This window comes from Streptomyces sp. R818 (genome assembly GCF_056172735.1).
The window spans coordinates 15,823-27,702 of sequence record NZ_JAOCNE010000001.1 but is presented as its reverse complement, the minus strand read 5'-3'; the positions used below and the strand labels follow the sequence as shown (position 1 = coordinate 27,702).

The following is an 11,880-nucleotide window of genomic DNA, read 5'->3' as shown; positions in this document are numbered from 1 at the left end:
CCATGAAGCCCCTCGGCACCGGCGACCCCCTCCGCCTCGGCCCGTACCGCCTGTCCGGCGTGCTCGGCGAGGGCGGCATGGGCAAGGTCTACGTGGGTCAGGACGCGGCCGGGGCCCTCGCCGCCGTGAAGGTGCTGCGGCCCGAACTGGCGCACGACACGAACCTCGCCCAGCGTTTCGTGCGCGAGGCGCAGGCTGCGCAGGCCGTACGCAGTCCGGGTGTCGCCGCCGTGCTCGGGGCCTGGACGGAGGGCGGGCGTCCCTGGATCGCCACCGAGTTCCTCGCCGGGCTCACGCTCGACCAGGCTGTCGACACGTTCGGGCCGCTTCCCGAGCCCGCCGTGCGTGCGCTGGCCGCGTCGCTCGCCCGTACGCTCGTCGACATCCACGCCGCGGGCTTCGTCCACCGTGACCTCAAGCCGCCGAACATCGTGCTGACGTCGGACGGGCCGCGCGTCATCGACTTCGGCATCGCCCGGCCCGAGCACGGGCTCACGCTCACCACCACCGGGCAGGTGCCCGTGACCCCGGGGTACGGTGCCCCCGAGCAGGTGCTCGGACAGCGCGTCGCCCCGGCCGCCGACGTCTTCTCGCTCGGCGCCGTGCTCGTCCACGCGGCGACGGGGCAGCGGGCCTTCGACGGCACGCACGTCGCGGCCGTGCAGTACGCCGTCGTGCACGATCAGCCGCGACTCGGCGGTATCGCGCCGCAGCTGGCCGAACTCATCGTCCCGTGCCTCGCCAAGGATCCGGCGCAGCGGCCCACGCCCGCGCAGATCGCCCAGGCGATGGCGCCGCCCAAGGGGGCGGAACAGGCGTGGCGGCGGGGCGCCTTCGCCGACGCCATCAAGGATCGGGAGCGTACGGCGCACCAGCTGAGCACCCAGGGGCGGGCGGCGTCCGGACGACGAGGAGCGGTCCGTCCGTCGGGCGCCGCAGGCTGCTCACGGGGCTCGCCGCGGGCGGGGTGGTGGTCGCGGCCGGGGGCGGCGCCGGTGCCTGGTGGTTCGCCGGGCGCGCGAAGGGCGGCGAAGCGCCCCGGCCGGTCGTGAAGAACGATCCCTTCGACATTCCGCCGGCGGCGCGTACACCGCAGCAAGCTCTCGAGACGCACATCGGCAGGACCACCGTCACGAACGGCCGGCCGGGCACCATCTGGAGTCTGGCCGACGAGACGAACGTCTACTCGCCCGCGCTGCTCCCGGTGCGTGACGTGCTCGTCGTCGGTGCGGCGAGCGGCGGCATCGCGGCGTACGACGTCAGGAACGGCCGACGCCGCTGGAGCGCCCCCGGCGCCCGGCCGGAAGCGGGGTACCTGTCCCTGTCGGACCGGCTCGTGGCCGCAGCGGACGAGAAGGGGGTCCTGCGTACGTACGTGGCCTCGACCGGCGTGGCCAAGTGGACGTGCCCCACCGCCGAGGTGGAGACGCTGCTCGCCGCCGACGACGAGGCCGTGTACTTCGTCACCAAGAACGGCCGGGTGCGCAGCGTCGGACGGGCCGACGCGAAGGTGCGGTGGACGGTCCGGGTGCCCGCCCAGTTCCGCGACCAGGGCGTCATGCTGACTGCTGTCGCTGCCGGGCGGCGTTTTCTGTCGGCCACGGAGGACGGCAGAGTGCTCGCCCTCGACACCCGTACCGGGCGCCCCGCGTGGACCCGGACCGAGACCGCCGACGTCACCGTGGCCTTCGCCGTCGACGGAGACACGGTGTACGTCAACGGCAGGACGCTGGACGCCCGCAGACTCACGGACGGCGAGGCCGTCTGGAGCGTCCCGATCAAGGAGCCCGAACTGGACGGCAGGCATTGGGGGCCGCCGACCGTTCGAGGCGACGCCGTCTACGCGAACAAGGGCGGGCGTACACGTCGGTTGAAAGCGCGTGACGGCAGCGAGATCTGGTGGGGTGAAGAGACGGTCGACACCTTCCAGCGCGTGCTCGCACAGGGCCACGGCGTCTGGTCGATGGAGACGACCGTGGAGGAGGGGGAGTACCGGGTCGTCGACCTGAAGACGGTGCGGGCCACCGACGGCGAGCGCATGTGGAAGTACGACATCCCACGGTCCTCCAAGCAGCTGGTGGCCGCCGACGGCAACCGCGTCTTCGTCATGAGCGACAGCACTGTGAGCGCCCTGACAGTCTTCTGACCTCGTAGGACTTACTGACGACACACCGACGCACGGGGGCTCCCACAAGTGAAGCGACGCACCAAGCACACCCTCCTCTGGACCGCCCTGGCCGCCGCCCTCCTCGGCACGGCCACCTATCTCGCCGAACCCACCGTCCGCGACCACCTCGTCGCCCGCGACGTCTGCGACGGGGCCGTCCACGAGTCGGCGGTCGAGCAACTCACCCCTGATGACGTGCACCTGAAGGAGTCGAAAGCACAGCGGTTCCCCGGCCTGGGCAGCTACACCTGCACCCTCACCGTGAAGGCACGCGAACACGACGTCCGCGACTGGCCCCTGCTCCGCATGGAGGCGTACACGCGCCCCGACGACCAGGACCGCGAGATGCGCGTCTCCCTCCCGCACTTCGGGACCGAGTACCAGCAGGCGCTGCCCGCCGGGCTGCCCGGGTTCGTGGACCGGCTGCAGAACATCGTGCTGCGGGTCCCGTGCCGCGGCGAGGGCAAGCCGGACGCGTTGCTGACCAGGGTCGCCGTGGCCGACGACGCCCTGCACGGCGTACCGGGAGCGGCCTACCGCGCGGCCGCCTCCTTCACCGACGCGGCCGCGCGCGAAGTGGGCTGCGACGCCGCGCCGCTGAAGGTGACCGGCGCCGCCGCCCGCGCCGCACTCGCCGACCCGGCCGCCCGCGACGACGACAAGGCGCCCGCCCACGGCGTCCCCGTGCCCGACGCCGCGCGGACCGGCTGCGGCTGGGCGGCGAACGCCGGTCTGCCCCACGCGGAAGAGTGGACGGTGACCAGCACCGGCCGGCCCGAGACCCTGCTGGCGACCTGCGCGCTCGCGGGCCCGGACCCGGAGACCCAGGCGGTCACCCTGCACGCCTGGTACGGCGACTGGGGCACCCGGTTCCTCAGCAGCGACCCGTCCTCCGCGGTGCGCGACCCGATGACCGCGGTCGCCGAGTGCGACGGCGCCCGCGCCAACTTCTCCCTCACCGCCGTGCGCGTCGCGGACAGGCAGAGCCACGAGCACAGCCTCAGCGACAGGGTGCGCGAGCGCTTGCTCCGCGCTTTCGTGGCGGATCAGATGCGCCGGGAAGGGCACTGCACGGGCGAGCCGGACTTCACGTTCTGAGCGTTGTGAGCGGTTCGAGGGGTGCGCGGGGGCTCCGCACCGCGCTTGTCGCGCCTGGCGTCGTACTGTGCTTGCCGCACCTGGTGGCTCACTGCGCCTGGCGTGCCTGGTGTCTTACTGTGCTTGCCGCCCCCGGTGCCTGACTGTGCCTGGCGTGCCTGGTGTCCTACTGCGCCTGTCGCCCCGGAAGCCGCACCGCGTCTGTCGCCCCAAGTGCCTCACCGCGCCTGCCGCACCCGGCGCCCCACCGCGCCTGTCGCCCCGGGTGCCCCACACCCCCTACCGCCCCCACAGCCTTACCGCCCCCACCGCACAGACGCCGACCACAACCCCTCCACATACCGCTCATCCACCAGCTCCCGCAGCTGCGCGGCCCGCTTCGTGTTCACGCCCCGCGCACGCACCCACCCGTCGAGCGCCGCGTACAACTGCTCGCGCCCTTCGAAGAGATCCCCGCGCACGTCGCCCGCCGTGCGCCGCGCCGCGATCGTGTTCATCGGCGGGCGCGCCGTCACGCGCCGCGCGGACGGCAGGTACGCGCCCCGCGTGTGCTCGCGCACGACGCGGTCGAACGCGGCGAGATCCTCGATGTCGCCGTCCGTCGCATAGGCCGTCCGCAGCCCCATCAACGTCCCGATGCGTTCGGCGATGGCGCCGAGATCCGTGTCGGGCCGCGTGAGGTCGTGGCGCCGCCAGTTCGAGCCGGACTTCTCGGCCTCCGCCTTCCGCTCGGCGGTCAGCCGCGCCGCCGGGTCGCCGCCGCGGTCCGTCAGGCGCTCCACGTAGTACGCGAAGTACGCGCGTTCGGCGTCGTAGAGCGTCGCGAACGCCTCCGGGTCCAGGGACAGCCGGGACGTCAGCGCGTCGAAGATCACGGGCCGCGCCCCCGCCGACTGGTCCACGAAACCGAACGACGCGTGCGCCTCGCGCGGGTCGAGGAACGGGCCGAACATCGCGCTGCCCGCATCGTCCAGAGCGGCGGCAGTCGCGCCGGGCTCGACCGGCCCCGTCGCCTCGTGATCGCCGCCCAGCGACGGCGCGCGGGCCACATCGACGACGTACTCGGCCATCACGCGCGCCACCGCCGGCTCGAGCCCCGCGGGGATCCCGCTCCGCCTGGAGAGCACGGACAGCACCGCATAGGAGCTACGGGCCTGCGCCGCACTGTGCGGCTTCCCGGAGTCCGACGACACGGCCGCGACGATCACCCGGCCGACATCCCGGGCACCGTCACCGCAGTACGCCTCATGCTTTAGAAGCCGCCGCGCGCGGTTCATGCGGCTCGTGTCGTCCAGCGGATCGAGGAACCGGGTCGCGGCCGCGGGGTCGTCGGCGAGCGCCCGGGTGGCGGCCGGGACGTGCCAGCAAGGCGTCGCGTCCGCCGAGTCCGCGAGCGTCACCGGCACGACGACCGCCGCCGCCAGAAGCACCGTGGCCGCCGCGCCCGCCACCAGGCGATGGCGGCGCAGCCAGCCACCACCGCGGCGCCACATGGAGTCCAGAGAGCCCATGGAGCCCCTGGGGGACACGGAGGACGGTCGCGACACGGAGGACGGTGTCGACACGGAGGATGCGGGCGACACGGAGGACGGTGTCGACACGGAGGATGCGGGCGACACGGAGGACGCGGGCGACACAGTGTGCGGTCGGTTCGTGGACGAGTCGTTCGAATCCATGGCCATGGCTGCGGGCGTGCGTGCGTGTGTGCGTATGCGCGTGTGTGCGTCGGGTCGCCGGACTACTGAGCCCGCTGCTCCGGTACGGCCTCCTCCTCCGGCACCCCGCCGTTCGCCACCGTCGGCTCCAGGTCGAACTCGCCGTCCCTGGCGCCCAGGACGAACGCCGTCCACTCCGCCTCGGTGTACCGCAGCACCGTCTCCGGCTCCAGCGACGACCGCATCGCGACCGCGCCCTCCGGCAGGTACGCGATCTCGACGCGCTCCTCCTGGTCCTCCGTGCCGGGGGCGCTGTGCCACTCCACGCCCGAGATGTCGAGCGCGTACAGCTCGTTCTTCTCGCGCTCCTTGCGGGCCGCGATCTCCTCGGGGGTCTCGGGCTGCCGAGACTCCTGAGCGGTGTGCTCCTGTGCATCCGCCATGGTGAGCGGCCCCTTCCGGACGTGCGGAGTAGTGCGAAGTACCTGTGCGGTCACCCTACTTGCCGCAGTCCCCGCGGTCCCGGGAGTCCCGGCAGATCACCCCCGTACGCGGGACGAAGGGGGCCGCACTCGTCCTACAGAGTGCAACCCCCTTCGCGGATCCGGCCAGAGAGCCTGGGCCGGAGAGCCGGCGTGCCCGGACGGGCGGGCCTACTGCTCCAGACCCACCTGAACCAATGGCTTGCCCCGCTTGCGCGACACGAACGTGCCACGCCCCGGCGGCATCGCGCGCGGGCGCACGCCGCCGAGCAGGTCGCCCTCGTTCGGGTCACCGGCGAGGACGACGCCCTGCGCGCCGAGTTCCTTGATGCGCTGCATGAACGCCTCGTACCCGGCACGCCCCGAACCGGCCGTCGAGCGGGCGATGATGAAGCGGACGCCGACATCGCGCGCGAAGGGCAGCAGTTCGGTGAGGCCGGAGAGCGGGTTGCCGCTCGACGTCGACACCAGGTCGTAGTCGTCGATGACGACGTAGACCGTGGGGCCGCGCCACCAGCTGCGGTCGCGCAACTGCTGGGCCGTGACGTCAGCCGTCGGCGTGCGGCGCTGCATGAGGTCGGCCAGGGCGTCCATGTGGTGCCCCATCTGGTTCGACATCGGGATGTACTCGGCCAGGTGCGAGGCCGGGGTGACATCGAGCAGCGAGCGCCGGTTGTCGACGACGAACAGCTTGCAGGTGTCGCCGCTGTAGCGCTGGGTGAGCTGACGGATGATCAGCTTGAGCAGGTTCGACTTGCCGGACTCGCTCTCGCCGAAGATCAGGAAGAACGGGTCCTGGTCGAAGTCGACGAAGACCGGCTCCAGGTTGTCCTCGTCCAGCGCGAACGCGATGCCGCGCTCCGGGAAGCGGTCGCCCGGCGGGAGCTGGCGCGCCGCGAACTCGCGCGGGAGGAGGCGGACCTCCGGGGCGCCGGGCTGCGTCCAGTGCCGGGTGACCTCGGCGGAGAGCGCGGCCGTGGCCTCGGCCAGGTCCGTGTCGGAGGACAGGCCGTCGATGCGCGGGACAGCCGCCATGAAGTGCTGCTTCTGCGGGGTCTGACCGCGACCGGGCACACCGGTCGGCACGTTCGCCGCGATCTTGCGGTCGAACTCGGAGTCCATCGTGTCGCCGAGCCGCAGCTCCAGGCGGTTCATGAGGTGGTCCTTCATGTTCGCCCGGACCTCCATGGACCGCGACGCCGTGAGGATCACGTGGATGCCGTAGCCGAGACCGCGCGCGGCGATGTCCAGGACGAGCGGCTCAAGGGCCTCGTAGTCCGAGCGGAAGTTGCCCCATCCGTCGATGACCAGGAAGACGTCGCCCCAGGGCTGGTCCGTCACCGAGATGTCGCCCCGCGCGCGGCGGTTGCGGAAGTCGGCGATGGAGGCGATGCCCGCGGTGCGGAAGTACTCCTCGCGCCGGGTCAGGACGCCGTAGACCTCGGCCGCCGTACGGCGCACCTTCTCGGGGTCGAGGCGCGAGGCCACGCCGCCCACGTGCGGCAGGCCCTGCACGGCCGCCATGCCGCCGCCACCGAAGTCGAGCCCGTAGAACTGGACTTCCTGCGGCGTGTGCGTCAGCGCGAAGGACGCGATGATCGAGCGGAGCAGCGTCGACTTGCCGGACTGGGGGCCACCGAGGATCTGCATGTGACCGGCGGCGCCGCCGAAGTCGATCCACAGCGGGTCGCGCCGCTGCTCGTACGGCTTGTCGACGAGGCCGACGGGGACGACCAGGCGTCCGGCGCCCTCGTAACCGGGCTGGGTGAGCCCGCGGCCCTGCACGGGCGCGAGGCCGGGCAGCAGCGAGTCGAGCGACGGCGGGCTGTCGAGCGGCGGCAGCCACACCTGATGCGCCGCCGGGCCCTGCGCCTCAAGGCGCCGCACGATGACGTCGAGGACGGTGTCGGCGAGCGCGTCGTCCTTGTCGTCGCGCGGCGCCTCCTCCTCGCGCTGCTGCGGCACCGGGATGTACTGCACGGGGACCTCGGCCGCGGTGAACAGCGCGGGGCGCCGGTCCACCGGAAGGGGCCCGCCCGGCGTCGTGACCCGCGCCGAACCGGTGCGGTACACGCCGGACACGTACGCCGCCTTGAAGCGGACCATTTCGTCGGTGCCGAACTTCAGGAAGCCGGAACCCGGCACGTTCGGCAGCTCGTAGGCGTCCGGGACACCGAGGGCAGCGCGGGACTCGGCGGCGGAGAAGGTGCGCAGACCGATCCGGTACGACAGGTACGTCTCCAGGCCGCGCAGACGGCCCTCCTCAAGGCGCTGCGAGGCGAGCAGCAGGTGCACACCGAGGGAGCGGCCGATGCGGCCGATCTGCACGAACATCTCGATGAAGTCGGGCTTCGCGGTCAGCAGCTCGCTGAACTCGTCGATGACCAGGACGAGGGACGGGATCGGCTGCAGGGGCGCGCCCGCCGCGCGCGCCTTCTCGTAGTCGTGGATGTTCGCGTAGTTGCCCGCGTCGCGGAGCATCTCCTGGCGGCGGTTGAGCTCACCGCGGATCGAGTCGCCCATGCGGTCGACGAGCGTGAGGTCGTCGGCGAGGTTGGTGATCACGGCCGCGACGTGCGGCATCTGGGCCATGCCCGCGAAGGTGGCACCACCCTTGAAGTCCGCGAGGACGAAGTTCAGCGTCTCGGAGGAGTGCGTCACCGCGAGACCGAGCACCAGGGTGCGCAGCAGCTCCGATTTGCCGGAACCGGTGGCGCCGACGCACAGGCCGTGCGGGCCCATGCCCTCCTGGGCGGCTTCCTTCAGGTCGAGCATGACGGGCCGGCCGTCGTCGCCGACACCGATCGGCACGCGCAGGCGCTCGGCCTGCGAGCGCGGGCGCCAGGTGCGCTTGGTGTCGACGGTCGCCGCGTCACCGAGGTTCATGAGGTCGGTGAAGTCGAGGTTGGCGAGCAGCGGCTCGTCGTCGCTGTCGCCGCCCGACGCCATGCGCAGCGGCGCGAGCTGCCGCGCGAGCGCCTCGGCGGCGGCGTACGAGAGGACGTCCGGGGTGCCCTCGTAGACCATGCCGTGCGCGGACTCCAGGCGGAGCACCTTGGGGTGGACGACGACGGAGAGGTCGCCGCGCCCGGCCGCGAGGTCGCCGGGGACGACCTCCAGGACGGTGACGCCCTGCAGACCCTCGGGGCTCGCCAGGATCGAGGTGGGCGGCAGCGAGACGCCGTCGAGGACGACCACGAGGTGCGGCTGCTCGGGCACGGGGGCGCCGCCGGGGTGGAAGCGCGGCCGGCCCTCCAGGCGCGTGCCGAGCAGGTCCTCCAGCTCGCCGGGGTCGGTGCTGATGAGGCGGCGGCTGCCCGCGCCGTCGGTCATGCCCGGCACCTGGTTGTGGGGGAGCCACTTCGCCCACTCCCACTCCGGCACGGTCTGGCGCCCGGCGGCGACCGCGATGACGAGATCCTCGGGGGAGTGCATCGAGGCGAGCGAGGCGACGATGGCGCGGGCCGAGCCGCGCACGGTGTCCGGCTCACCGCTCACGGACACGTGGTAGAAGGCGCGCAGCGAGACCGCCATCGGCAGCTCTTCGAGCGTGCTGTGCGTGGCGAGGAAACGCTGCATGGCGCCGGCCGTCAGCGGCTCCAGCTCGTCGACCGGGGCGGTCTGCGGCGGCACCAGCGGAGTGGCGAGCCCCTGCGGGCCGAGGCCGACGCGGACCTGCCCGAAGTCCTCGTCGCCGCTGCGCCGCTCCCAGACCCGGCTGCCCTCGGCGACGAGCGCCCACAGCTGCTCGGGGGAGGGGTGCAGGTAGTACTGCGCGTCGCGCTGCTTGCGGGCGGTGCCGAGCGCCTCGCGCCGGGTCTGCGACAGGTAGCGCAGGTAGTCGCGGCGCATGTCCGCCATCTGCCCCTGGTTGCCCTTGCGGTAGCGGGCCAGCATCGCGATGCCCATCGCGATCGTCGACGCCACCATGACCATGCCCATGATCTTCATGAAGGGCTGGGCCTGGGGGTTGAAGAAGAAGACGACCGAGCCGCCCATGCCGAGCATGGGCAGGATCTGCATCAGCGCGCCCTCTTGCTGCCCGCGCGGCAGCTCCGGCGGCGGCTGGAGCACCACCTCCTGCGTGGGCACCTCGGACGGCAGTGCCCGAGGTGGGCGCTTGACGACGATGTGGCTCACTCTGCACCAATTCCCTTGCCGGACCGAGTTGTTCCGTCCGCCGCCCCGTGTCAGGCGGACGTCGATCGCGGTTCGCGATCCTACTGACAACCACTGACACGGGCGGGCGGTAGGGTGCCGGAGGTACGCGTGAGCAGGTGCGAATCCGCCCGGAGAAACCGGGCAATCCACGCAGTCCGGACCGTGCGCCTTCCCTGGGATCCCGCCGGAAGAGCGCGCGTGACCGGCCCCGCGGTCCGCGCCGCGCAACGTACACAAATTCTTTACAGAGCAAGGGGGAACAGCAGGTGACCATGACGGCCTCCGCGCCGGCCGGCCGAGCCGGCGCACCGGGTACCGGAGCCCCTGCCGCGGCAGGCACGGGCCTCGGCTTCTGCCGCGTCACCATCGTGGCGCCCGACAGCCGCATCGACGTGGCGCTGCCCGACGACGTACCGGTCGCCGACCTGTACCCCGAGATTCTGCGGCTCTCCCAGCAGAGCCCCGCCGAGGGCGCCCCCGTCGGCTACCACCTCGTCCGCCGCGACGGCACGGTGCTCGACAGCGCCCGCTCCTTCACCGCGCAGCGCATCCTCGACGGCGAGCTGCTCACCCTGCGCCCGTTCTCCGAGTCGCTGCCGCCCGCCGTCTACGACGACGTGTCCGAGGCCGTCGCCTCCGCCGTCACCAAGGACCGCACCCTGTGGAGCGGCGACCTCACGCGCGCGGCGGGCCTTGTCGCCGGCGGCGTCCTGCCCGCCCTGATCGCCTTCGTGGCCTGGAGCTCCGAGCTCCGCCACGACATGCACAGCCTCCAGGGCATCCTCGCCGCCGTCGCGGGCGTCCTCCTTGTCACCCTCGCGTGCATCCGCGCGCGGGTCTACAACGACCGCGGCTCGGCGGTCGCCCTCGGCCTCGGCGCCCTGCCCAACATCGCGGTGGCGGGCTCCGGGCTCCTCTCACTCTCGGACGGCCAGGGCATCGGCCGCCTCCAGTTCCTCCTCGCCTGCGCGGCGGTCCTGGTCGCCTCCGTCGTCCTCACCCTGGTCTCACCCGGCGGCGACGGCCCCTTCGTGGCGTTCGTCTTCGCCTCCCTGATCGGGCTGCTCACCACCTTCGTCGCCAACCTGACCGACCTGAAGCCCATCGAGACGGCCGCCATCTGCGCGCCGCTCGCCGTGAGCGCCCTGGCGTTCCTGCCCGGCCTCTCCATGCGCTTCGCCCGCCTGCCCATCGGCTTCGCGGCGCCCAACCAGGCGCGCGCGGGCTACGACACCACGAGCGAGGCCGGCGACCCGCACGAGGCCGTCGACGCCGAGCGCGTCGCCGCCCAGGCGCGCCGCGGCCACGAACTGCTCGTCGGGCTCGTCGGCGGCTGCGCCCTCGTCTCCGTCGGCGCCTCGATCGTCCTCGGATTCTCCAGCAACGTCTGGGGACAGCTGCTCGCCCTGGCCACCGGCATCGCGATGCTGATGCGCGCCCACCTGTTCCGCTACACCGCGCAGGTCGGTGCCACCCTCGCGGCGGGCCTCGCCGCCCTCGTCTTCCTCGGGCTCGGCCTCGCGCTGCACCCCCCGATGGACTACGTGCGTGAGGCGATCATCAAGAACGACACCACCTCGCTCGACATCCGCACGGTGTGGATCGCCGCCGCCATCGGCGCCACCGCCGCCCTGGTCACCGCGATCGGCCTGATCACCCCGCGCCGCGGCGTCACCCCGTTCTGGGGCCGCTTCCTGGAGATCGCCGAGACGTTCGTCCTGCTCACCCTGGTCCCGCTCGCCCTTGCCGTCTTCGACGTCTACGCGTCCGCGCGCGCGATGACGAGCTAGGTTCACAAGGGATGCAGGCACCCGTTCGGGGGCGCTCCAAGCTGCTGGTACGCTGTGTGACGGCCGCTTGTGTATGCGCCCCCGTTTCCATTTAGGGGACAGCGCCCAGCGGATCCCCGCCTCCGAGTTACGGAAGCACCCCTGAGATGTAGACCAGGGGCGCTCGGTGGCCTTGAACCCCTGAAGGAGTACGCGTGTCGCTCGACGCCGCTACGAAGAAGCAGATCATCTCCGAGTTCGGCCAGAAGGAGGGCGACACCGGCTCCCCCGAGGTCCAGGTCGCCATGCTCTCCCGTCGCATCTCGGACCTGACGGAGCACCTCAAGACGCACAAGCACGACCACCACAGCCGTCGTGGCCTGCTGATCCTGGTCGGCCAGCGTCGCCGCCTGCTGCAGTACCTGGCCAAGAAGGACATCCAGCGCTTCCGTACGCTGGTCGAGCGCCTCGGCATCCGCCGCGGTGCGGCCGGCGCCCGCTAAGACAGCGTGAAGGGGAGCGGTTCCCACTTTTAGGGGGCCGCTCCC

At 72.3% G+C, this 11,880-nt stretch carries 8 protein-coding genes; 5 read left to right on the top strand and 3 right to left on the bottom strand.

What is annotated here, in order from left to right:
- Positions 1-2 precede the first annotated feature (2 nt).
- The 3 genes from N5I75_RS00095 to N5I75_RS00085 are packed head-to-tail and all read left to right on the top strand — an operon-like array spanning position 3 to position 3,265.
- Complete coding sequence (locus N5I75_RS00095; protein ID WP_476672951.1) at positions 3-1,052, top strand: serine/threonine-protein kinase; 1,050 nt, start codon at positions 3-5, stop codon at positions 1,050-1,052.
- Entirely contained in the window at positions 968-2,146 is a 1,179-nt protein-coding gene (locus N5I75_RS00090; protein WP_476672949.1) for an outer membrane protein assembly factor BamB family protein, read from the top strand. The genes N5I75_RS00095 and N5I75_RS00090 overlap by 85 nt, the downstream gene beginning before the upstream one ends.
- Positions 2,147-2,194: 48 nt before the next feature.
- Positions 2,195-3,265, top strand: a complete 1,071-nt coding sequence (locus N5I75_RS00085; RefSeq protein WP_476672947.1) for a hypothetical protein — start codon at positions 2,195-2,197, stop codon at positions 3,263-3,265.
- A gap of 296 nt (positions 3,266-3,561) precedes the next feature.
- On the opposite strand, the gene N5I75_RS00080 is transcribed toward N5I75_RS00085, so the two are convergent.
- The 3 genes from N5I75_RS00080 to eccCa all read right to left on the bottom strand — a co-directional run bounded on the left by N5I75_RS00080 (position 3,562) and on the right by eccCa (position 9,542).
- Positions 3,562-4,776, bottom strand: a complete 1,215-nt coding sequence (locus tag N5I75_RS00080) for a hypothetical protein (RefSeq protein ID WP_476672945.1) — start codon at positions 4,774-4,776, stop codon at positions 3,562-3,564.
- Between the two features lie 227 nt (positions 4,777-5,003).
- The gene (locus N5I75_RS00075; protein WP_476672943.1) at positions 5,004-5,363 is read right to left on the bottom strand and encodes a DUF397 domain-containing protein; all 360 of its coding nucleotides are present in this window, start codon (positions 5,361-5,363) and stop codon (positions 5,004-5,006) included.
- Between the two features lie 210 nt (positions 5,364-5,573).
- A complete protein-coding gene (gene eccCa / locus N5I75_RS00070) occupies positions 5,574-9,542 on the bottom strand; it encodes a type VII secretion protein EccCa (RefSeq protein ID WP_476672941.1) in 3,969 nt (1,322 codons plus the stop codon).
- 293 nt (positions 9,543-9,835) lie between these two features.
- Between eccCa and eccD the strand changes: the two genes are divergently transcribed.
- Together eccD and rpsO are read left to right on the top strand one after the other, a co-directional pair.
- Positions 9,836-11,353, top strand: coding sequence for a type VII secretion integral membrane protein EccD (gene eccD, locus N5I75_RS00065; protein ID WP_476672939.1), 1,518 nt, complete (start codon positions 9,836-9,838; stop codon positions 11,351-11,353).
- Positions 11,354-11,547: 194 nt separating this feature from the next.
- On the top strand, positions 11,548-11,835 hold the full coding sequence (gene rpsO / locus N5I75_RS00060; protein ID WP_394429744.1) for a 30S ribosomal protein S15: 288 nt from the start codon (positions 11,548-11,550) through the stop codon (positions 11,833-11,835).
- Positions 11,836-11,880 lie beyond the last annotated feature (45 nt).

What these genes read in the sequence shown, in the direction of transcription:
- N5I75_RS00075 (WP_476672943.1), bottom strand. Translation starts at nt 5,363, where the DNA reads ATGGCGGATGCACAGGAGCACACCGCTCAGGAGTCTCGGCAGCCCGAG.
- N5I75_RS00080 (WP_476672945.1), bottom strand. Translation starts at nt 4,776, where the DNA reads ATGGGCTCTCTGGACTCCATGTGGCGCCGCGGTGGTGGCTGGCTGCGC.
- eccD (WP_476672939.1), top strand. Translation starts at nt 9,836, where the DNA reads ATGACGGCCTCCGCGCCGGCCGGCCGAGCCGGCGCACCGGGTACCGGA.
- N5I75_RS00095 (WP_476672951.1), top strand. Translation starts at nt 3, where the DNA reads ATGAAGCCCCTCGGCACCGGCGACCCCCTCCGCCTCGGCCCGTACCGC.